Origin of the sequence: Bacillus bingmayongensis, from assembly GCF_000299035.1 — a bacterium.
Lineage (GTDB): Bacteria > Bacillota > Bacilli > Bacillales > Bacillaceae_G > Bacillus_A > Bacillus_A bingmayongensis.
Genome location: NZ_JH921518.1, coordinates 1,096,051 through 1,118,943, shown reverse-complemented (window position 1 = coordinate 1,118,943; position 22,893 = coordinate 1,096,051). Strand labels below are relative to the sequence as shown.

The window sequence follows — 22,893 nt, the reverse complement described above, 5'->3', positions numbered from 1 at the left end:
ATTTTTATTTATCCCGCATTAACGGGCAGTAAGACCCCCCACCTCAAAGTTCAGCGAAAGCAAGGGAGTTAGGTGGGGGATCAACTGCCCGTAAAAGCCCGATTCGTGAGGGCTAATAATCAGTGGGGGATGAAGAAAACCCCCACTGATTAAAGTTTCACTTTATCGTGTCAATCTATGTAGTATATAATCGATTTGGAAACAGTAATTTATTAGATTAAGAGGAGGATAAACGTGAAAAAATTTTCAAAAGGCTTAGCGGCAGTTGCATTAACTGGTTCATTACTTTTAACTCCTGTAGCGAGTTATGCGGCAAGTGATGATATTACAGGGCATTTATTTGAGCCACAGTTACGCTTCCTAATTGACAGAGGGATTATGTCAGGATACGGAGGAAATGTATATTTACCTGATAAAAATGTAACAAGGGCGGAGTTTGCTACATTAATAGCAAAAGCATTACAGTTACCTAAAGCAGATTCAAACTTTACAGATGTTCCGCAATCCTATGGTTTATATGATGGTGTGAGTAGAGCAGCTCATGCAAAAATTCTAGTTGGTCGCGGAAATAATATATTTGCGCCGGATGATGAAATTACGCGTGAAGAGATGGCAGTAATGGTGCGAAATGCATTAGTATATAAAAATATTAATGTCCCTTTATCTCCGTTAACTTTTACTGATGCAAAGCAAATTCAATATCCGGAGCATGTTCAGTTTGTCGTAGCAGCTGGAATTATTAAAGGATATCCAGAAGATCATACATTTAGACCAAAGTTATCTGCTACAAGGGGTACTGCTGCAGCATTTTTAAGTGGAATGCTTCAAAAGATTGATAAAGAATCTGTGGAAACAAAAAAATATGTAGTGACGAATGTAAAAGAAGATGGAACAGAAGTAGAGGTAGGGAATTATAGTACGTATAAAGAAGCTGTTACAGCTGCGCAAAACGAGGGAATGAACGGAGTTAAGTATAACGGTGAATTTGTATGGATTCAAGGCGGATTTGCAAGTGCAAAGAAATTAGAAACAACGAATACAATGAATATATATAATGATAACTTACAAAGTATTATTACATACGTTCAATACGGAACGGAATTCAAAGTGTTGCAGGTTGAAGAGGACCGAGTGAAAGTTCAAATTTCTGACTTGGTTGGCTATGTTAAGAAAAATGAAGTAACTTTAATTCCTGAAAATGAAATGAAAAAATCGTTTTATTATGTAAAAGGGGACGGCTATTTATATCATAAATATTATACTTATAATACTAGTTCACCAGGTTATACAGAATTTCGATATGGCGCGGCACCGTCATTTATGAAACAGGGACAACAAATATATAGTGTAGATGGAAAAACATTCGGAAATGAAACTTTCTATCAATATTTTAACTATGTATCTTTACGAACAAAAACAAAATATACAGCAGAAGAGTTAGATCGTTATATTAAATGGATTAAACCAGACTCTCCACTTATTGGATTAGGGAAGAAGTTTAAAGAAGTAGAAAGTAAATATAATGTAAATGCACTTTTCTTATATTCATTAGCAGTTCATGAGAGTTTATATGGAACGAGTGATCTTGCAAAAGATAAGAATAATTTATTTGGATTAAGAGCAACAGATGACAGTCCGTATGGTAACGGTGAACAGTTCAATTCGAAAGAAGACTGTATTGAACATGCGGCAAAAGTGTATATGAATGAAGGATATTTAAATCCAGGACATTGGCGTTATACAGCGACGTATACAGGTAATAAAGCAGGCGGCCTTAATATGAAGTATGCATCGGATGCCAATTGGGGGAAAAAAGTAGCTGGTCATATGTTCCGCTTTGATATGTATTTAGGTAAGAAAGAGTATAATAGATATAAACTTGCACGTGTGACAAATAATGTAGATGTAAAAAATAATCCAAGTGTGTCAGATGAACGCCTGTATCGTTTAAGTACAGACACGGTTGTAACTGTTACAGGAGAAGAAACAATCAATGGTCAGCTCTGGATTAAGGTCGTTTCGGATGATCCTAAGGTACAAGAAGGGTACATTATAAAAGAAAATGTAGAGTATGTAAAACACTAATGAAATGTGGACAGGCTTAGCGTATTGTATACGAATAAAGCTTACTATATTCAGAAAGTAATATCGAAATGAAAAAGACGAACCATCCTTGCGTGTGTAACGAAAGGGTGGTTCGTTTTTTTTGTAAAAGTAATGTGATGATAGAGTAGAAGCAATCTTTAGGTAATTTTATAGTTGAATTTTTAGATGAAGTTCTAAATGAGTGAATGAGTATGTAAATACAAATTGAAAAAACGACATAAAACCATTCTTTTTAGTTAGGAGAGAATATTTGACCGTGCATAGAAACAGTTAGACCATCTTTCTGCACAGGCATGTCAAGTGAAACTTAGGGCTTACTGTTTAGAAACAGCGGGATAAAAATATTTTTATATTTTATATATTGTAGTAAACGAAAGTAAGAAGAAAGAAATAACTGTCTGCGAAAACTCGATTTATTTGGCTAATGAACCATCCGTTGAAGGTGAAGAAGCCGATCTACTAATAGAAGTTTCATTTTATTTTTGATGAGATAATTTGAACTTGAAAAAAATGTTTTTTGTTAAAATTCGACAAAAAAACATTTTTTTCTAAATAAACAAACAAATAAAAAAATTCCGAAAAAAACGTTAATTAATAGGGTATTTTTATAAAACATCTTTATTTTGGGATATTTTTCAAAAGATAGGAATAATATAACAGGAAAAAAACGACAAATATTTAGTTTGGTATGTCGAATGATGCGATAAAAAGCTCTTTAAAAGAAAATTACGATGGCGTATTATGCATATGATTTAAGATTTAGCAATTTTGTAAATCATTGTTATATTTACCGTATTTTGTTCATTCAAATGATTTATAAGATATTTGATTTTAAATTATCTACAAATTTAATTGCTAAATTAAAAGGTAACTAGTTTTTGAATACATACTTCTGAAGCTAGTAATATATTTTCTGAGGAGGAAATAGAGAAGATGGCAAAAAATAAATCTTTCAATAAGTTAATGGCTGGTACAATGACAGCTGCAATGGTAGCTGGTGTAGTAGCGTCGGTGGCAACTTCTGCTGAAGAAAATGCATTTAAGGATGTTCCAAGTGAACATTGGTCTGCTAAAGCGATCAATGATATGACAGCAAAAGGTATCATTGTAGGTAACGGTGATGGTACATTTGGTTTCGGAAAAGATGTAACTCGTGCGCAAATAGCTACTTTTATTGTGAAAGCACAAGGACTTCAACATGAAAAAGCTACACCATCATTCTCTGATGTTCCTGCATCTAATATATATGCGAACTTCATTGGAATCGCTGAGAAGCATAACATTATGTCTGGCCTAGGAGACGGTAAATTTGGTCCAGACCAAAAATTAACTCGTGCTCAAATGGCACAACTTATTGTAAATGCATACGGCTTTACAGCTGATGAAAATAATAAAAAGACTTTCGATGATATTGATAATTTACCTTGGGAAACTGCGAAATCTTCTATTGAAACGCTTGCTAGCTTAGGTATCGTAGCTGGTCAAGGCGAAGGTAAATTTGATCCAAATGGTGTTGTAACTCGTGAGCAAGCAGCTCAATTCATTTACAATGCAATGAACTACGAGCCAGGATCAACTGGCGAAGCAAAAGTTCAATCAGTAGAGGCAATTAATGCATCAGAAATTAAAGTATCATTCAATCATCCAGTAGATCGGAAAACAGCTACTGATTTAACAAAATATACTTTTAAACACAATGAAAACGATGTAGCACTTGAAGATTTCGAAGGTAATGGTGTTTTAACAAAAGATGGAAAAAGCGTAATCTTCAGATTGAAAGAGGATAAAGCATTTTCTAATGGCGACAAATATGCAGTGCATGTAAGCACAGGCGTATTAGGTGCAGACTTAAAACCTATTCCAAAGTATCTTGATACAGTAAAAACATTCTCTGACTCTGTAAAACCAGAATTATTAGGAGCAAGAGTTGTCGATGGTGACAAAGTACAATTAACATTCAACAAGCCAGTGAAAAATAATTCAAAAGTTAAAATTGACGGTTTACTAGTTGAACCAAAAGATCTTGTAGCAAGTAAAACGCCAGGCGTTTATACGTTAACAACTAACAAGCTTACAAACCCTGAAGGAATCTTCGACAGAGGTGAGCATGCAGTAGTTGCATATGATGTGGAAGACACATTACCAGCAAATCCGAATAGAGCTTCTATCTTAGAAACGAAATATGTTGTGTCTGCTGATACAACTGAACCAGAAGTGAAAGCAGTAAAACAAATTAACAGTCATACATTCAAAGTAACGTTCTCTGAAACATTAGGACAAGATCCTGAAATCACTGTTAAAAAAGGAAACTACACATTCCCGAATGCTGGTGAAAGAAATGTAACAGGTGCACCAGGACATGTACAATTTACTATCGATCCAACTGATTCAAAATCATACATTGTTTCCATTGCTGAAGATGAAAATGGTGCACGTAACCCATTATATGCAGCAGGTGAAAAGAGTGTAGCATTAAGTGTAAACTTGAAAAACTTTAAAGATAACGTACACTTACTTGGTAAGCCTGTAGATAAGGGCGTTACATTATCTCAAGATACTGCTACACCAAAAGTTGTATCTGATAACTTAAATACAATTGAAGGTAACACATTAAAAATTAAATTTAATGGCGGCATCGAAAAAGCTGATGCATCTAAAGTTGTTGTACGTGCTAATAACGGTGTAGTAATCACACCTACAGAAGTAAAAGCAGAAGGCAACTTCTTAAATATTACATTACCTTCACCAGCTGTAGCGGGACCATATGATGTACAATTAAAAGATGGCGCTGTGAAGTTCGCAAAAGTTCTTGATCTTGCTTATTACTCTGTAAATACAAATGCTAACACTGAGTTTACTACAAAAGTTGGCAATATTGATGTATCTACACCTGTAGTGAAAAAAGATTCGTCAATCATTTCCGCTGAGGGAGATGTAGTTACAATTAACTACGGCGAAGATATGAGCAGTAATGCGAAGCTACTAGAAAACTATACAATTGATGGTAAAGCTTTACCAGAAGGTACAACTGCGGACTTCTATGGTAACAAACAAGTTGTTAAAGTTAAGTTGCCAGCTGACTTCCTTAAGAAAAATCAAGATGTTAAATTCACAATTAGTACAAATGTATTAACTGCATCTGGTAGCAAAGTAGTTGCAAATGAGCAAACGCTAGCACCAGTAGAAAACATTATCAGATTTATTGATAATGAAGGACCACAATTAGATTCAGCTGTATATTTAAAAGCAGATAAAAACGATGAATATACAAATACAATCAAGTTAACATTCAATGAAAACCTAGGAGATATCACAAAAGATGGTAAAGAATTCATTGATGACTTGAAAGTTGTTGTAAATAACAACGCTTCAACAGTTACAGGAATTGAAAAAGATGCGAAAGAAGCAAATGTTGTTTACTTAACATTAGATCCAAACGAAAAACCAATAAATCTTCTACAAGCTGCAACAATTAGCGTAGTACCACCTAGTAAGACTAATGCACAAATCAATATCGTGGACGTAGCAGGAAATAAATTAAGTCTTGGAAGTGTAGTTGCGTCTACTTCTGAAGTGAGCACAAAAGCAGCTCCAGTTGCTGCAGAAAAAGTTGCAGAAGCAAAAGCTACTGAAGCACAAAAATAATAGCGGTAGATAGTTGAACTATCTATGAACCTTACTAAAAACCCCTGTAGAGACATTCTCTACAGGGGTTTTACATGTAAAATAGGTTGTTTTGTTTATCCCGCTATTCGTGGGCAGTAAGACCCCCACCTCAAGCTCATGTAGAGGTAGGTGGGGGTAGTTCAATGTAATATAGTTTGTATCAATAATAATCAGTGAGGTAGAATCACCCCACTGATTATATTTTTTCCTATATTCAGTCTGCCTTAAGATCAACGATTAAATAAGCGAGTATCACAACAAAGAAAATACTAACGGACGGTGCAGTTAATACATGTCCAGCTGTAAAAGCGATGCCGAGTGATAACGCTAATGCGCTAGCCAGTAACATATATTTCACAGTTAGAATCGATTTGGAATTTGTAATTACTCGCATGAGTAGTCGAATTCCAAAGTAAAGAAATGGTAACAGGTACATCAGAAAACCAATGATTCCATAAGCGAAGAATAAGTCATGAAAGTCCATTTCAACGAGCTTAACTTTATCTTTATAGTTTCCTGCATATCCCATACCGAGTAGTTTTTGTGATATAGGTGCTTCTTTATAGTATTGTTTATATACTTTTAAAAACCTATCACGGTCACTATAAATTAAACTAGTCATTTCTCCGCTTGTTAATTTTCCTTCTGCATGTTTTTGCGCATCTTCAGGATTTTCTTTAATGACTTTTCCTTCTTGTCTTGCTTGCTCTTCTCTTACTGATTTTTTATATTCATACATCTGTAAATGAATGCCCATATTTTTTGCAATAGGGGTAAGTGGTGTTACGACAACTAAACCTCCTAGTACAACAAGAGCAACGACTGTATTTACGAGCTTGGTGAAGCCTTTTCCTTCTTTTTTACGTTGCATCATATATTCAATGAAAGAAAAAAGAAGCGCAACGCCTAGTGTAATCACAATCGCTCCGTAACCAACCTTTGTTCCAACCATAATGCTGGCATACATCGCTAAAATTGTTGGAATCCAGTAGTATATTTTTGAAAACGATGTTGTTTTATGTACGGAGTAAAGTACAACCATCGGGAACGTAATTGCTAAAATAGCACTTAACTCATTTCCAGCAAAGAACCATCCTCTAGAACCAAGTTTTGAATGTGGATAGCTTTGGAAATCCGTTCCAGATACAATTGAGACAAACATAACAATACTGAAAATTAATGTTGCATATAAGAAATACGTCATTAATTTATGGTAAGCGTATTGTAAATCTTTTAAAGTTTTGAATGCGAGTATATATCCGAATAATAAACAGATTGGGTATATATTTTTTGCAATAAATTTAACTTCTTCTCCCATATAAAAAGGAGACTTAACTAACATATTGTTTATGAAACCAGCTACTATTGTTACACCTAGTAAGCATACATATATAACATATTTCTTATTACCAGGTTGTTTCCAATTGAGAAGTAGATATCCTAGAGCGAGAGCCATAAAGGCAAATCTTACTACAATTCCGACTGTCGCACTCATGTGTAATGTGTAGATAGAAAAAGATGTTAATAAATCTAAAATTGGTTGCAACACAATGAATAGTAACAGGAAATGTGGGAAGTAGTTATTCGTCTGGTTCAACTTGTTAACCATGTTTTCCTCCATTTCTTCATTTTTTACATGATAAGGTTGATACATCAACATAAGAATACACCATTTTATTATAACGGTAAATAGAAGCGGATATGCGACAAATATGTTTTAATGCAGATATTTTTTTACATTATAATGGTAAGATTCCTAAATTTTCGGGTTTATTAGACAGAAAATTACGAAAAAAGAAGGGTTTTCTACCTCTTTTCTTTAATTATACAAGTATAATCTTTAGAGAAGAAAGAGGGATATATAATGGAAGTAAAAAGTAAAGCAGAGTCTGTAGTTGTGAAATATGAAGGACGAGTAGCAACGATTATGATGAATCGCCCAGAAGTATTAAATGCATTAGATGAACCTACGCTGCAAGAATTATTAGCAAGACTGAAAGAAGTAGCTGAAAGTTCCGTTCATATTGTCGTATTATGCGGAAATGGACGTGGCTTTTCTGCGGGTGGAGACATTAAATCTATGCTTTCTAGTAATGATGAAAGCCGTTTTGAAAGTATTATGAATACTATTTCAGAAATTGTCTTGACGTTATATACAATGCCAAAACTTGTGATCAGTGCCATTCATGGACCAACTGCGGGACTTGGCTTAAGTATTGCTTTAACAGCTGATTATGTATTGGCAGACATTTCATCTATCATTGCGATGAATTTTATTGGAATCGCTTTAATACCAGACGGCGGGGGACATTTCTTCTTACAAAAACGTCTTGGTGAAAATATGGCAAAACAAATCATTTGGGAAGGTAAAAAATTATCTGCAACAGAAGCGCTAGAACTAGGATTAATTGACGAAGTCATCGGAGAAAACTTCCAAGGTGCTGTCAAACAAAAAATCAATGAATGGCTTCAAAAACCAATTAAATCAATGATTCAAACGAAACAAATTCTATGTGAAGTTAATCGTTCGAATTTAGAACAAACATTGCAGCTTGAAAAACGCGGACAATACGCAATGAGAAAAACAGCTGATCATAAAGAAGGAATTACTGCATTTTTAGAAAAGCGTCCGCCGGCGTTTAAAGGGGAATAAAAAGGAAGAAAGTGCTAACACATTTTAGTATAATTGTGTTAGCACTTTTTATTAGGAGAAATAGATGAGAAAAAAGAGAAAAAGACTCATTATAATTACACTTTTATTCGCTATGTATATTACGTTACATAGCATCCCTAATGTAGCAGTCCGAACGGCTATTTTTCTTTCGGGGCATCCTATTATTGCTTTACATGGAGAAGTGCAAAAGAGGCCTAATCCATATCAAGAAGCGATACCAGAATCATTGCGAGTTATATATAGTGAGCAGAAGGCTGATTATGATGTATATTATTTTTCTAGTCCATATGCGAAGGAAAAAGGAAGGGACTGGGGAAGTGCTTATGTAAAGAAAGTATGGTTTATGTATAATGTAGAACTAGAGAAATTGTAAGAATGAGAGGAGCGACAGAGAGACTATGTCAACTTATAACAAACTAGTTAGAGACCTTGTTCCAGAAAAGATTTTAATGTCTGGAAAAACATACACATCGAAAAAACTAACAGGTCAAGCATACATACAAGCATTAGCGAAAATCGGAACAGAAGAAATCCGTGAATTCGCCTCAATGAAAGAACGGGAACATGCATTAGATTCACTTGCGGATGCACTAGAGGTCATCATCGCATTAGCGCGTGCAGAAGGTGCAACATTTGAAGATATTGAACGTCTTCGTAAGCAAAAAGAAGAAGAGCGTGGTGGATTCCAAAGAGGAATCTATTTAATGGATGTTTCGGAGGAGTAGTTTGATAGATAAAAAGCACAGCTCTTATAACCGAGCTGTGCTTTTTATTTTACTTTTACTAATGTCTTTTTCCCTACAAACAGACTAATAACAAGAAATACTCCCGTTAGCATCCATCCAATTGCAATCGCAGTAGAGGTATGAAGAACATAAGAAACCTGTAAACAAATTAAAGATGCTAAAAACCAGATTAATGCAATTTCTACATGTTTTTTCGTTAATTTCATTTCAATAAATCCCCTTTGTTATTCATATGTACTAAAGAATATTTTACCATAATTATGAAATTGCAAAAATAAAATATGCAGAAATCCTCATCGTTATTAGTAGAGGTTTTTTGATAATTTCTGTATACTGAATATTAGAAAAACGAAGTGGAGGAACCTACATTGGCACATCATGCAAAAGAAACGATGGAATTAATTAAACAGCTTGTTTCTATTCCAAGCCCGTCTGGAAATACAGGAAAAATCATTAACTTTATAGAAAACTACGTAAAAGAATGGAATGTAGAAACGAAACGTAATAATAAAGGTGCGCTTATTTTAACGTTAAAAGGAAAAGATGATGCGCAGCATCGTTTATTAACTGCTCACGTTGATACATTAGGTGCAATGGTAAAAGAAATTAAATCTGACGGTCGCCTTCGCTTATCAATGATCGGCGGATTTCGTTGGAACTCTGTTGAAGGAGAATATTGCGAAATCGAAACAGCGAGCGGTAAAACATATACAGGTACAATCTTAATGCATCAAACATCTGTCCATGTATATAAAGATGCAGGCGAAGCAAAACGCGATGAAAAAAATATTGAAGTTCGTATTGATGAGCGCGTATCTTCAGCGGATGAAGTTCGTGAACTAGGAATAGAAGTAGGGGACTTTGTCTCATTCGACCCACGCGTCCAAATTACAGAGAGCGGCTACATAAAATCACGTCACCTAGACGACAAAGTAAGCGTGGCAATTCTACTAAAATTAATTAAAAGATTACAAGACGAAAATATTACATTACCATATACAACACATTTCTTAATCTCTAATAATGAAGAAATCGGCTATGGCGGTAACTCTAACATTCCAGAAAAAACAGTAGAATATTTAGCTGTCGACATGGGAGCGCTTGGAGACGGACAAGCATCAGACGAATACACAGTATCTATTTGCGCCAAAGACTCAAGCGGCCCATATCACTACGCGTTACGCAAACACCTAGTGAATCTTGCAAAAGAAAATAACATTGAATATAAAGTAGACATCTATCCGTATTACGGATCAGATGCATCCGCTGCAATCCGCGCTGGTTTTGACGTGAAACACGCTTTAATCGGAGCAGGGATTGATTCTTCTCATGCATTCGAGCGTACACATGAGAGCTCGATTGTGCATACGGAGGCACTTGTGTTTGCTTATGTGATGTCTGAGTTGATTGGGGAATAATAAGCATGATTAGCTGATTGAGAGTATTGAAAAGTATTACTAATCAGCTTATGGAAGAAGTTGTCCGAAAAGGTCGCTGAGAACGGCTTTTTAGAGACAACTTCTTCTTTTTTGTCTTTATATGGTAGTTACTATAAAAAAACAAATATAAGAAAAGCAGTCATCATGAAATTGTATTTTTGTTATATATGTATTTTGTCGAAATGGAAGGAAAGGTGTTTACTATATAGAGGGGGTATTATAAACTATATAGGTGAGAATTATAACTGGTTTTTTTTGTCAGTTATTAATTGATTGATTAAGAGATTTATATGTCACTTTTTTAAGAAGATTTGGAGAGGAGAATTGTTTTTTTTATGAAGTATCGAGTAGTAGCTGCAAGTATTTTAGCAGTAAGTTTATTAACGCATCCAGTTAGTAGTTTAGCTCAAACAAACACATTTCCAGATGTACCTGATTGGGCAGAAGAGGCAGTAAGTTATTTAGTTGATAAGAATGTAATTAGCGGGATGCCAGATGGCACATTCGGATCAAATGGCACATTAACTCGTGCTCAAGCAGCAACAATTATGGCAAAAGTTTTAGGCTTACAAGTTAATGAAAGTGCGAAACCATCTTTTAAAGATGCGCAAAATCATTGGGCAACTAAGTATATCGCAGCGGCTGAAAAAGCAGGGATAATTGCAGGAGAAGGAAACGGTGTATTTAATCCGGATGGACAAGTAACTCGCGCAGCTATGGCAGCGATGCTTGTGAATACATATAAATTAGATCAAGAAGTTAGCGGACAGTTAACTACGAAATTTGCAGACTTAAAAGGCCATTGGGGTGAAAAGTTCGCTAATATTTTAGTAGAATTAAATATCTCTGTAGGTACAGATGATGGCTGGAAACCGAATAACCCTATAAAACGTGTAGAGGCAGCACAACTTACTGCCAAAACTGATATGTTGAAGAATGGTGAGCAGGAAACGAAAAAAATGTACATAGATAGAAAATTCATCACATATCATCAGCCATCACTATCATCAGGTATTACATCAAATCAACATGAACCTCAAACCGTTATCGTAAAAGAGGAACGAGATGGTTGGATTAAAATTGTAACGGATAAAGGGGACAAATGGACACCTTTAAAAGAGAAAACAGAGTATATTGATAAAGCATTTACTACTTATCAAGAAGCATCACATTCATCGAAAGTAATGGGGAAATACGATCCACAAACAGTAACTGTGATTGAAGAAAAAGGAAGCTGGATCCGTATTCGCGTAGGTGACGGCTTCCAATGGTTAGATAAAAATCAATTGAGCCAAGCTAATTTCTTAGAAGGAAAAGCAATTGTTATTGACCCAGGCCATGGCGGCGTAGACCCAGGCCATGAAGGGGTAAACATGGATGAAAGTAAGATTGTATTAGATACATCCCTGCGCGTACAAAAATTATTTGAACAAAAAACGCCATTTACTGTATTGTTAACACGCGAAACTGATGTAAGGCCAGGAACGGATGCAGCAGATTCGCTAAAAGAACGTGTTGAATTTGCTCAGGAAAACAAAGGGGACATCTTTGTAAGTATTCATGGTAATGGATTTGATGGAAGTGCTAATGGTACAGAAACTTACTACTACAGATCAGCAACTCGAACAAACCCATACGTAGATGAAAGTCGCGTACTAGCAGAAAAAATTCAAAACCGCCTAGTAGACGCCCTTGACACACGTGACAGAGGAGTAAAAGAAGGCGACTTCTACGTTGTTCGAGAAAACACAATGCCTGCTGTACTAACAGAACTAGGGTTCGTTGACAACCAGATAGAGGGTGAAAAACTATCCTCCCCAGAATGGAGACAACGTGCTGCAGAAGCGATTTACTCTGGTATTTTAGATTACTATGAGTGGAAAGGTAATGACGTTTCTTCTTACCGTTTATAATTGAAAAAGAGGTTACCCCATGGCGGGGTGACCTCTTTTTGCGTGTGTGTAGCGAGCGCAAATTTTGGCGAGAGGTCGATATCTCATGTCGAACCGCCGATATATGCTGAGAAACGGTCGATATATTTTGAAAAGCACTGATATATTTGAAAGAATGGTTGATATCGTTTTATTTTAATTATCTTATACATGTTCATCTGCTTGATCCAACAGATTTGCTAGTATCATGCTATTCTCTTGATCCGCATCATATTGTACAATATCGTCATACTCAAACAGTTCGAATTCTTCACCAAACTCCTGCTTCATAAATTCGATAAATTCACTAATATTTTCTCCAATTTCTTTATTACGACGAAACTCCATCATAATCGCTCTAAACCGATGCGGAGGAATATCGCATTTAATATGATAAGATTTTCTGATACTAAAAGCATTGCCTGAATCGTATAAGCTGTATGTATACAACAGAACTTCATCCCCTTTTCTTACATGATATGTATATCGTTCCATAATTGGATAAAATTCATCCGTCCTAAATCATTCTGAGGCTACCTGTTTGCGGTAGCCTCTTTTTGTGTGGCGGAATTTGTTGGAAGGTTGATATATTGGAAAGAACAGTTGATATCGTTTTATCGAGAGGAAGTGTTTTTGTTTCGGCAGAAACAGTAGAATCCCCCACCTCAAGCTCATGTAGAGGTAGGTGGGGGTAGTTCAATAGTGTGGGATATGGCGATTTAGGGTAATTATTAAATGAAAGTGAGATAAAGCAGTGGGGTTCTTGTTATGTGACTGAATTTTAAATAAAAGTTGAATATTCAGTATATTTGTATTATTATTAGCTTATTATCGGATGACAGTGATTAGCCTCTCTGCATGCCCGGATATGATTTCGTTTAATCCAATAGAGGATGATTGGCTGCTTTCCACTTGAACTTCCTTAGCAGGAAGACAAGCCATAGGGATAGAGACAGTAAAACCCAATGTAACTCTTTACATTGTTTTTCTGGCTCTTTTTATTTTTATAGGATGATTTTAAGAAAGCGTTATCAACAATGGCGATGTTTTAATCTTATGTATGCTCACTTTAACAAAAGGATTTATGAAAATAAATACTTATAGGTTGGTGATCTTTTTGGTGAAAGAAAAAAAGGAACTACAAAAAGACTTGAAAACCAGGCATATCACAATGATTTCAATTGGTGGGGTTATCGGAGGGGGATTATTTGTAGGAAGTGGGACAATTATTCAATCAACAGGTCCAGCTGCCATTTTGTCCTATATCATTGGCGCTTTAATGGTTGTACTTGTAATGCGGATGCTTGGGGAAATGGCTGCGGTAAATCCTGATAGCGGTTCTTTCTCGACATATGCACATAAAGCAATTGGGCCTTGGGCAGGATACACAATCGGTTGGTTATATTGGTTCAATTGGGTCATCATTATCGCAATTGAAGCGGTATTGTTAGGAGTGATGATCAACAATTGGTTTCCTTCCATACCAACATGGATAGCCAGTTTTTTCATGATTGTTCTTATGACAATGACAAATATTTATTCAGTCAAGTTATATGGAGAGTTTGAATATTGGTTAGCACTTATTAAAGTTGTAGCGATTCTTGCATTTTTAGTATTAGGAATTTCGATGATTTTTGGAATTGTTCCTGATGTAGATAGACCAGATTTTTCTATCATCTCTGAAAACGGAGGCTTTTTTCCAAAAGGGATTATGCCTGTACTACTCAGTGTTGTATTTATTTCCTTCTCTTTATCGGGGAGTGAAGTAGCTGCAATTGCGGCCGGAGAATCTGAAAATCCAGAGAAAAATGTGATACGAGCGATTAATAGTGTTGTATGGCGTCTTATGATTTTCTTTGTAGGGTCTGTATCGATTTTGGTCATTTTTATGCCGTGGAACAATGCGGAATTATTGAAACTGCCTTATGCAAGTTTATTTCAGATGGCAGGAATTCCTGCGGCTGCGGAAATTATGAATGGGGTTGTATTTCTGTCGCTCCTTTCGGTTATGAATTCTGGTATATACACGAGTTCTCGTATGTTATTTTCACTTGCGAAAAAAGGAGACGCTCCTCTTATGTTTTCCAAGTTAAACAGTAGAGGGACACCAGTTTGGGCGATCTATGCAAGTATCGTATTTGCATTCATTTGCGCCATGCTAAAGTTCATATCTCCTGATAAATTATTTGCTTTTTTAGCGAATAGCTCAGGTGGAGTTACGATGCTGATGTATATGTTTGTTGCCGTTTCTCATATCAGGTTAAGAAGACAAGCTGAACGGGAAGACCCTGGAAAGTTAAAGGTGAAAATGTGGCTGTTTCCGTATCTCACTTACGCAACGCTTGCGATGATTATTACGATATTTGTTGCACAAGCGTTTATAGCGGATATGCGTATGCAATTTTATATGACGATGTTAGCGACCGCTATCGTAATCGCAATCTATTTTCTAAGAGATAGAAATAAGCGAGTGCCAATAAAAGAAGATTTTACGATGATAAAAGATTCGAAAGTTAGTCTAGAGAAGGACTAAGCTGTTATTACAAAATAAAGGAGGATATGTTGATTAAATGTGAGTTATAGAATAAAACGATGCATAATAATGGGGGATGAATATGCGTAAAGGAACTTTTTTCATGGCAGGACACTCAAGACTACCAAAAGGGATGGCTGTACGCAGTGTCTATGAAACATTAACAATTACAATAGAGGCAGATCACAAATATCATGTCATTATTGAGGCGTCATGTACTCTTGCTACCGAACATGGGAGAGACTTTATTTCGCAAATTTTAAGAGGGCATAGTTTACGAGATGGCATTGAAGAGATCATTCAAGAAATCTCCTATCACTATCAAGGGAAAGCACAAAACGCAATTATTAGCGCTTTAAAAGATTTGTACCGCCAATATACAAACTATGTAAACGGCGAAAAGCCACAAGAAGAATATGAGGAAACAAATTTATAACAAACTGCCCAGCTTACCCCGCATTAACGAGCAGTAAAACTCTCATCTCAAAATTAAGCAAGAACAAAGAAGTTAGATGGGAGGTAAACTGCCCGTAAAAGCCCGATTGGTGAGGGTTAATAATCAGTGGGGATTTTCTTCATCCCTCACTGAGGGTAGTTTTAATTTATTGGAATATACTTTACACTTCCTAGCACAGATGCTTTTTCTACTCCAAATAAAGAATACAATTTCTACAATCAAAAGATTTTCGCATTGATTACTGACATTGAGCCAATTGATTTTAGATCGTTGGGAACATGGTTATAATCCCTTACTTCAGTAAATGGTCCATAGAATCAATTGATGCAAATAAAAACGAAGTGAAAAACGGATTACGAGCAATTGCTGTTGTACCTGCAGAAGATTATAAACCGAATAAAGAACATTATGACAATATAATCTATTCATTCCGCGGAACAGTCCTCACTTTAATTTTTTTAAAAAAATGAATAGAAAGAAAAATGTGATATATTCATAATATCCAATTATTTTTAAGGGAAATGGGGAAAAGAACAATGGAAAATCAAACAGTTGAAAATAAGGAACTAACGATTTTTAACCACATTGGAAACACAATTGTGACAGAAGATAGAGAAATTCAAATTATTTCAAGATTAGAAGAGCCTCTTATTGTCGTGTTAGCAAATGTATTAAGTGATGAAGAGTGTGAAATGTTAATTGAAATGTCTAAAAATAAAATGAAACGTTCTAAAATTGGTGTTTCGCGCAAAATAAATAACATTCGGACGAGTAGTGGTACGTTTTTAGAAGTAAGTGAGGCCGTTACTAGAATCGAAAGACGAATCGCTTCAATCATGAATGTTCCTGCCTCACATGGAGAAGGATTACATATTTTAAAGTATACAGTTGGCCAAGAATATAAAGCACATTATGATTTTTTTGCAGAAAACAGTGCGGCAGCAAATAACAATCGTATTAGTACCCTTGTCATGTACCTAAATCATGTAGAAGAAGGTGGAGAGACTTTCTTTCCAAAACTCAACCTTTCTGTATCTCCGAAAAAAGGAATGGCAGTATATTTTGAATATTTTTATCAGGATGCATCATTAAACAAGCTCACTTTACATGGCAGTGAACCTGTTATCAAAGGTGAAAAATGGGTTGCGACGCAATGGATAAGAAGAAGACCTTTATATTAAGATAACACTCGATTTGGATTACATTCATTTTTTATAGTTTATGAAATTTGAATATAGATATAGGTCTATCTGTAAGAATCTCTCATTGGTATTATTGTTTTCTATTTATGCTCCCTCGCTTTCGTTTGCAGCCGAGACAGTAAATAAGATCGGCTGGGTAAAAGAAGAGGAAAATCGTTAATGCTTTTCTTGAAAAGTTATGTTGTATATGTAATAAGCATAGAACATCCCAAATGAATATATTGACATTTATAATATTTTGAATTATCATTTAATTATTAAATGACAAGATCCATAGGAGAAATAAGCCTTCTCTATATCCGATCTTCATTTTCTGTTTGCTCATATTTTTATAAAAAAACTGTCTATTATTACTGTACTTTAAGAGATTAAAGAACACTCGTAATTTCAAGCCAGTTGTACGTTTTCTACAATTTTTACATTGTAGATGCGTATGACTGGCTTTTTAATTTATCCAGACTAAGGAGGAATTAAGATGTCAATCATTACGGCACAAGAAACGAAGATGAAGTTTGCGAAGAAATATGAGGGATATGAAATTGTTCCTCATCCAGAACATAAACGTTTGTATCATATTGTGTTAGACGGGCAGTTGCTTCAACAATTTTTCGAAGAGGTAAAAGAACACTCTGAGCAATCATTACAATATATTCCGTATTCCCGCTTTATCCTTGCTGATGGAATGAAAAAGCTCTTTGGTGAATCGTTTATGGAAAATGTTCGGGGCATTATTCATGACCGAGAAACGGGCGGATTTACAATTGGTGTACAGGGAGAAACGACAGATGCAGGGAACTATGTGAAATTTGCAACGGCATTAACACATTTAATTGGTACGTCTAACTTTGATGCAATGACAGGAACGTACTACGCCAGATTTAACGTAAAAGATACAGACAGCAGTGATTCGTATCTTCGCCAGGCGTATCGATTATTCACGCTTCATACAGACGGAACATTTGTGGGTGAACCTACAGATTGGCTTCTTATGATGAAAATTGAAGAAAAGAACGCAGTAGGGGGCGAGTCGCGTTTACTTCATTTAGATGATTGGGAAGAGCTTGATAGATTTCGGAAGCATCCACTCGCATCGGTCAAAATCACGTACAAAGCACCTCCAAGTAAAAATGCGCAAGAAATTGTATATCGTGAAACATTTTTTGATGTGAACAATGCACCATGTATTTGCTTCATTGATCAATTCGCTTACCCTGATAATATCGAACAGGCAACATATTTGAAGGAATTATCAAACTCTGTGGAGAACTCTCCAGCAACGCATGCATTAAAACTACCGGTTGGTGATCTCGTTCTATTAAACAATCTATTTTGGATGCACGGGCGCGCTCCTTTTGAGAAAAATAAAGATTTATACCGAGAGCTTATGCGCCAGCGCGGTTGTTTTTCTAAATAATACATGTGGCGGGTCTTACACCAAGACCTGCCTTTCCTAATATAGGGGATACAAACATAAGGGGGAAGTAATATGTATGATTTTCTAATTATCGGCGGAGGAATTGTCGGCTTATCAACCGGAATGGCCTTAACGAAAAAATTCCCTCATGCCAAAATAGCAGTAATTGAAAAAGAGAAAGAACTTGCGTATCACCAAACAGGACATAATAGCGGTGTCATCCACTCCGGCATTTACTACAAACCAGGCAGCTATAAAGCTAGATTCGCAAAAGAAGGGAACGCAGCAATGGTCGAGTTCTGCAAAGAAAATGGCATTGCCTATGACATGTGCGGAAAGGTGATTGTCGCAACAGAAAAAGAAGAACTTCCTCTTTTACATAACTTGTATGAAAGAGGCTTGCAAAATGGTTTGAACATTTCTAAAATCGATCAAGCAGAATTAGCGGAAATCGAGCCTCACGTAAAAGGACTTGGAGCCATTCGCGTTCCTTCTTGTGGGATTGCTGATTATAAAGGAGTTAGTCATACATTTGCACGTATTATAGAGGAAAGCGGAGGAGAAGTACACTTAGGCACAAAAGCAGAACAGATTTTTGAACACAAAGATTTCGTTACAATCGAAACAAACAAAGGCGTCTTTGAAACAAAATTTCTTATTAACTGCGCTGGACTACATAGCGATCGCATCGCTAAAAAAGCAGGAATCATCACAGACATGAAAATCGTCCCGTTCCGAGGAGAGTATTACGAACTCGTTCCAGAAAAGCGCTATCTCGTCAAACACCTAATTTATCCTGTTCCAAACCCAGATTTCCCATTCCTAGGCGTTCACTTCACAAGAATGATCAATGGGGACGTACACGCAGGGCCAAACGCAGTATTAAGCTTTAAACGTGAAGGTTACACAAAAAAAGACTTTGACATAAAAGACTTCATGGAAACAATGACATACGCCGGCTTTTGGAAAATGGCAATGCCAAATATGAAAGAGGGCCTAAAAGAAATGGTCCGCTCTTTCAGCAAACAATCTTTTCTCAAAAGCTTGCAGCGCTTAATACCAGAACTCACAGAAAAAGATATCATCCCAACGCACGCTGGGGTAAGAGCACAGGCGATTTTATCCAATGGAAATATGGTAGATGATTTTTGCATTATCCCTGGTATAAATTCTATGCATATTTGTAATGCACCGTCTCCAGCGGCAACAGCGAGTTTGAAAATTGGGGAGGAGATTGTAAGTAAAGTGCCGGATGTGATTTTGGACCGAATTTCCTTGTCAAAAGCTACTTTTTGAGGTAGCTTTTTAATTTTTTTTGGTAAATAACAAAATTTGTTGAATTACGGATATATATTGAGAAAAAAGCGATATCTTTGGAAAATAAATGGTATAGGAGAAGAATACTTAATATTTCTGTATGAAATATGATGTATACGGATATTTTCGAAATATTTATATGGTGTAGTCCCTTTAATGAAAGCGCTTTATTTGTTAGCCTATCATCCATATCGTTAGACAGGGAATTAATTTTATGAAACAATAGTAACAGGTAAGGAGAGGGTGCTTTTCCTTAAGTGCTTCGTATTGAATTTATTCTATAAGAGAAAGTGTGCTTAATGATTTTAAATGAAATAAGGAGCTGTTTTTATTATATGCAACAAAAAAATGATTTGGATTTTAGCCCTCAAGATGTAAATGTAGTGAACCCAAAACAAGCCAGGAAAGCCGTTGTTGCTACTGGTATTGGGAATGCAATGGAGTGGTTTGACTTTGGCTTGTATGCGTATTTAGCGGTTGTTTTAAGTCAATTATTCTTCTCGGGTGTTCACAATAGTGGTCTCCAACTTGTACTTACATTTGGTACATTTGCTGCCGCCTTTCTAGTTCGACCAATTGGAGGTATTTTCTTTGGTAGAATTGGTGATAAATATGGTCGGAAGATTGTTTTAAGTACGACTATTATTTTAATGGCGCTTTCTACATTATTTATTGCGCTACTACCAACCTACGAACAAATTGGAATTTGGGCACCGATTTTATTATTAATTGCTCGTATGGTTCAAGGATTTTCCACAGGAGGCGAATATTCAGGAGCGATGGTGTATATCGCTGAATCTTCACCTGATAAGAAGCGTGGTATACTCGGTAGTGGACTTGAAATTGGGACGCTTTCTGGTTACATCGCCGCTTCAGTAATCGTTACTGTTTTGACAGTCGTGTTAACAGATGAACAAATGCTTAGCTGGGGATGGCGTATCCCGTTCTTAATTGCTGCACCAATTGGTTTGGTCGGTTTATATTTACGCCGCCATTTAGATGAATCTCCCATATTCCGAGAAATGGAAAAAGCGCAGGAAGAGTCTGAAGAAGATAAGCAAATTTCGTTCATTGATATTTTGAAATATCATAAAAAAGATTTTCTTTTAAGCACAGTAATTGTTGCCTTCTTTAATATTACAAACTATATGATCCTTTCTTATATTCCTTCTTATCTAACACAAGTACTAAAAATCAAAGAAACAACTGGTTTAATCATTATTTCAATTACGATGGCACTCATGATTCCACTGGCGCTTTATTTCGGGAAATTAAGCGATAAAGTTGGTAATAAACGTGTAGTACAATTCGGATTACTCGGTTTGACATTATGTTCAATTCCTGCCTTTTTACTAATTAGCAATGGACATATTGCGGCTATTTTTATAGGTATCTTTATTTTAGGTTTCTTCCTTAGTGTTTATGAAGGAACATTACCTTCCTTATTACCATCTCTCTTTTTCACAGATGTACGTTATCGTGCGCTCTCGATATCATTTAATATCTCCGTATCCATATTTGGTGGAACAACACCGCTCGTATGTTCATATTTAGTTCATGCTACTGGAAATGCACTAGCACCCGCATTTTATTTAACTGGTGTCAGCTTAATCGGCTTAATTGTATTTAGCCTACTATTTATCACAACGTCAGGTCGTGCACTAAAAGGTTCGTACCCGACTGTAGAAACGAAAAAAGAAGCACACGAAATAGCGAAGCAAGACCCAGAAGAAGCACTTTGGTGGCACGAAGAATCTTTAGAAATTGAAGCAGTAAAAAACTCATAATATATGAAAAGTAATGTATATTTTTTCAATTTTTAAAATTATTAGATTGAATAAGTAACGTAGCGCACTTTTCTCTAATTCAAACGAGAGCAAAAAAATCCCCCTTATTACAAATGGAATTGTAATAAGGGGGATTTTTCATAGTAAGAAATTGAATTTGTTTTCTTTTCTTACACGGCTTGTTTTTCTTCTTCTGAATTATCTTTTTCCCAACACTCTGTATTCTGTAAGCCAGGAATAGAATCAGCCTGGAAAACTGGTGTTTTTCCAGCCTTCTTTTGCTTGATATAGTCTACTAAAGCGGCGTATGCAAACTTACCAAGAAGGGTAATGGCAATTAAATTTGTAAATACCATCAGACCCATAAATAAATCAGCCATATTCCAAACCGTTTGAAGCGTCGCAACGGATCCGAATACAACCATCGCAACTACCGCAACACGATAAATCATTAACAAGCCTTTACTTTCTTTAATAAATGCAATATTTGTTTCACCATAATAGTAGTTTCCTAGTAATGAACTGAACGCAAATAAGAAAATAATAATAGCTAAGAAACTGCTTGCCCATGAGCCGATTTGTGAACTTAATGCAATTTGTGTTAACTCAATTCCTTCTAAATTTGCTTGCTTATATGCCCCGGAGCATAAGACGATAAATGCTGTTGAAGTACATACTAAAAACGTATCAACGAAAACGCCGAGCGCTTGAACAAGTCCTTGTTTTACAGGATGCGAGACATCTGATGTAGCGGCAGCGTTTGGTGAACTACCCATACCAGCTTCCGTTGCGAATAAACCGCGCTGAATACCGAACTTCATTGCTGCCCCAATGCCACCCGCAACTGCTTGATCTAAACCAAATGCACCTCTAAAGATTTCTAGAAAAACATCCGGTAATATATAGAAGTTTTTAATCACAACAAAAACAGCTACGGCGATATAAACAATAGCCATTGGCGGAACAATCGTTTCTGTAATACGTGCAATGCTTTTAATACCACCAAAAATAATAATCGCAACGAGTGTAGCCATTGCAATTCCTACGATGTAACGTTCTAACCCAAAAGCATTTTCAAATGCTAATGTTACTGTATTTGCTTGTACAGAGTTGAAAATTAATCCGTAAGTAACGGTAATGAGGAGTGAGAACCAAACGCCCATCCAGCGTTTATTTAAGCCCTTTTCCATATAATAAGCAGGACCCCCGCGGAATCCACGTCCGTCTTTGACCTTATAAATTTGTGCAAGTGTACACTCTACAAAACTTGTAGCTGCGCCAATAATAGCGATGAACCACATCCAAAATACTGCACCAGGTCCTCCCATCGAAATCGCTAGCGCCACACCAGCTAGGTTTCCGATCCCGATGCGAGCTGCTGCACTCAAACAAAATGCTTGAAACGGGGATATACTATCCTTTTTCTTTGTTTTTTTGTTAAACCCATTACTGATTAATCGTATCATGTCACGAAAATGGCTAATTTGTACAAATTTTAACTTAAAAGAAAAATAAAGTCCGAGACCGATTAACATTACAATAAGAATATATGACCATAAAATGTTATTCGTTATTTCAAGAAATTTACTAAAGGTACCGACCATATAATGCACTTCCTTTT

Annotated in this window: 18 protein-coding genes; 14 read left to right on the top strand and 4 right to left on the bottom strand. The window is 36.0% G+C overall.

From position 1 onward, the window contains the following. The first annotated feature begins 234 nt into the window (after window positions 1–234). Both Y7E_RS0120270 and Y7E_RS0120265 read left to right on the top strand, forming a co-directional pair. A complete protein-coding gene (locus tag Y7E_RS0120270) occupies window positions 235–2,085 on the top strand; it encodes an S-layer homology domain-containing protein (RefSeq protein ID WP_017153097.1) in 1,851 nt (616 codons plus the stop codon). 954 nt (window positions 2,086–3,039) lie between these two features. Beyond that, the gene (locus tag Y7E_RS0120265) at window positions 3,040–5,751 is read left to right on the top strand and encodes an S-layer homology domain-containing protein (RefSeq protein WP_017153096.1); all 2,712 of its coding nucleotides are present in this window, start codon (window positions 3,040–3,042) and stop codon (window positions 5,749–5,751) included. Window positions 5,752–5,986: 235 nt separating this feature from the next. Here Y7E_RS0120265 and Y7E_RS0120260 read toward each other — a convergent pair whose 3' ends face one another. Beyond that, entirely contained in the window at window positions 5,987–7,381 is a 1,395-nt protein-coding gene (locus tag Y7E_RS0120260) for an O-antigen ligase family protein (RefSeq protein ID WP_026049285.1), read from the bottom strand. A 255-nt stretch (window positions 7,382–7,636) separates the two neighbouring features. Here Y7E_RS0120260 and Y7E_RS0120250 point away from each other — a divergent pair, with 255 nt between their 5' ends. From Y7E_RS0120250 to Y7E_RS0120240, 3 genes are all read left to right on the top strand, one after another. Further along, window positions 7,637–8,425, top strand: coding sequence for an enoyl-CoA hydratase (locus Y7E_RS0120250; RefSeq protein ID WP_017153093.1), 789 nt, complete (start codon window positions 7,637–7,639; stop codon window positions 8,423–8,425). Between the two features lie 64 nt (window positions 8,426–8,489). After that, window positions 8,490–8,819 (top strand): hypothetical protein, encoded by a 330-nt coding sequence (locus tag Y7E_RS0120245; RefSeq protein ID WP_017153092.1) that lies wholly within the window; start codon window positions 8,490–8,492, stop codon window positions 8,817–8,819. A 25-nt stretch (window positions 8,820–8,844) separates the two neighbouring features. Beyond that, a complete protein-coding gene (locus Y7E_RS0120240; protein WP_017153091.1) occupies window positions 8,845–9,171 on the top strand; it encodes a nucleoside triphosphate pyrophosphohydrolase in 327 nt (108 codons plus the stop codon). A gap of 44 nt (window positions 9,172–9,215) precedes the next feature. Here Y7E_RS0120240 and Y7E_RS0120235 read toward each other — a convergent pair whose 3' ends face one another. Continuing rightward, window positions 9,216–9,398: a hypothetical protein gene (locus Y7E_RS0120235; protein ID WP_017153090.1), complete on the bottom strand. Its 183-nt coding sequence runs from the start codon at window positions 9,396–9,398 to the stop codon at window positions 9,216–9,218. Between the two features lie 162 nt (window positions 9,399–9,560). On the opposite strand from Y7E_RS0120235, the gene Y7E_RS0120230 reads away from it, so the two are divergent. Next, window positions 9,561–10,610, top strand: a complete 1,050-nt coding sequence (locus Y7E_RS0120230) for a M42 family metallopeptidase (protein WP_017153089.1) — start codon at window positions 9,561–9,563, stop codon at window positions 10,608–10,610. A 356-nt stretch (window positions 10,611–10,966) separates the two neighbouring features. Beyond that, complete coding sequence (locus Y7E_RS0120225; RefSeq protein ID WP_017153088.1) at window positions 10,967–12,544, top strand: N-acetylmuramoyl-L-alanine amidase; 1,578 nt, start codon at window positions 10,967–10,969, stop codon at window positions 12,542–12,544. Between the two features lie 183 nt (window positions 12,545–12,727). Here the strand turns inward: Y7E_RS0120225 and Y7E_RS0120220 are convergent, their stop codons facing one another. After that, complete coding sequence (locus Y7E_RS0120220) at window positions 12,728–13,057, bottom strand: hypothetical protein (RefSeq protein ID WP_026049284.1); 330 nt, start codon at window positions 13,055–13,057, stop codon at window positions 12,728–12,730. Window positions 13,058–13,646: 589 nt separating this feature from the next. On the opposite strand from Y7E_RS0120220, the gene Y7E_RS0120215 reads away from it, so the two are divergent. The 7 genes from Y7E_RS0120215 (at window position 13,647) to Y7E_RS0120185 (ending at window position 21,272) form a co-directional block, all read left to right on the top strand. Beyond that, window positions 13,647–15,095 carry an amino acid permease gene (locus Y7E_RS0120215; RefSeq protein ID WP_051128669.1) on the top strand — a complete coding sequence of 483 codons (1,449 nt, stop codon included), beginning with the start codon at window positions 13,647–13,649 and terminating at the stop codon, window positions 15,093–15,095. Window positions 15,096–15,177: 82 nt separating this feature from the next. After that, complete coding sequence (locus Y7E_RS0120210; RefSeq protein WP_017153085.1) at window positions 15,178–15,531, top strand: DUF3870 domain-containing protein; 354 nt, start codon at window positions 15,178–15,180, stop codon at window positions 15,529–15,531. 299 nt (window positions 15,532–15,830) lie between these two features. Then, window positions 15,831–16,022, top strand: a complete 192-nt coding sequence (locus Y7E_RS33725; protein WP_017153084.1) for a hypothetical protein — start codon at window positions 15,831–15,833, stop codon at window positions 16,020–16,022. Window positions 16,023–16,073: 51 nt separating this feature from the next. Beyond that, window positions 16,074–16,733, top strand: coding sequence for a 2OG-Fe(II) oxygenase (locus tag Y7E_RS0120200; protein ID WP_026049282.1), 660 nt, complete (start codon window positions 16,074–16,076; stop codon window positions 16,731–16,733). Between the two features lie 496 nt (window positions 16,734–17,229). After that, entirely contained in the window at window positions 17,230–18,168 is a 939-nt protein-coding gene (gene glaH / locus Y7E_RS0120195; protein ID WP_017153082.1) for a glutarate dioxygenase GlaH, read from the top strand. A 72-nt stretch (window positions 18,169–18,240) separates the two neighbouring features. Continuing rightward, entirely contained in the window at window positions 18,241–19,464 is a 1,224-nt protein-coding gene (gene lhgO, locus Y7E_RS0120190; RefSeq protein WP_017153081.1) for an L-2-hydroxyglutarate oxidase, read from the top strand. Between the two features lie 356 nt (window positions 19,465–19,820). Then, window positions 19,821–21,272 carry an MFS transporter gene (locus tag Y7E_RS0120185; protein WP_017153080.1) on the top strand — a complete coding sequence of 484 codons (1,452 nt, stop codon included), beginning with the start codon at window positions 19,821–19,823 and terminating at the stop codon, window positions 21,270–21,272. A 170-nt stretch (window positions 21,273–21,442) separates the two neighbouring features. On the opposite strand, the gene Y7E_RS0120175 is transcribed toward Y7E_RS0120185, so the two are convergent. Continuing rightward, the gene (locus Y7E_RS0120175; protein ID WP_017153078.1) at window positions 21,443–22,876 is read right to left on the bottom strand and encodes an alanine/glycine:cation symporter family protein; all 1,434 of its coding nucleotides are present in this window, start codon (window positions 22,874–22,876) and stop codon (window positions 21,443–21,445) included. Window positions 22,877–22,893: the final 17 nt, after the last annotated feature.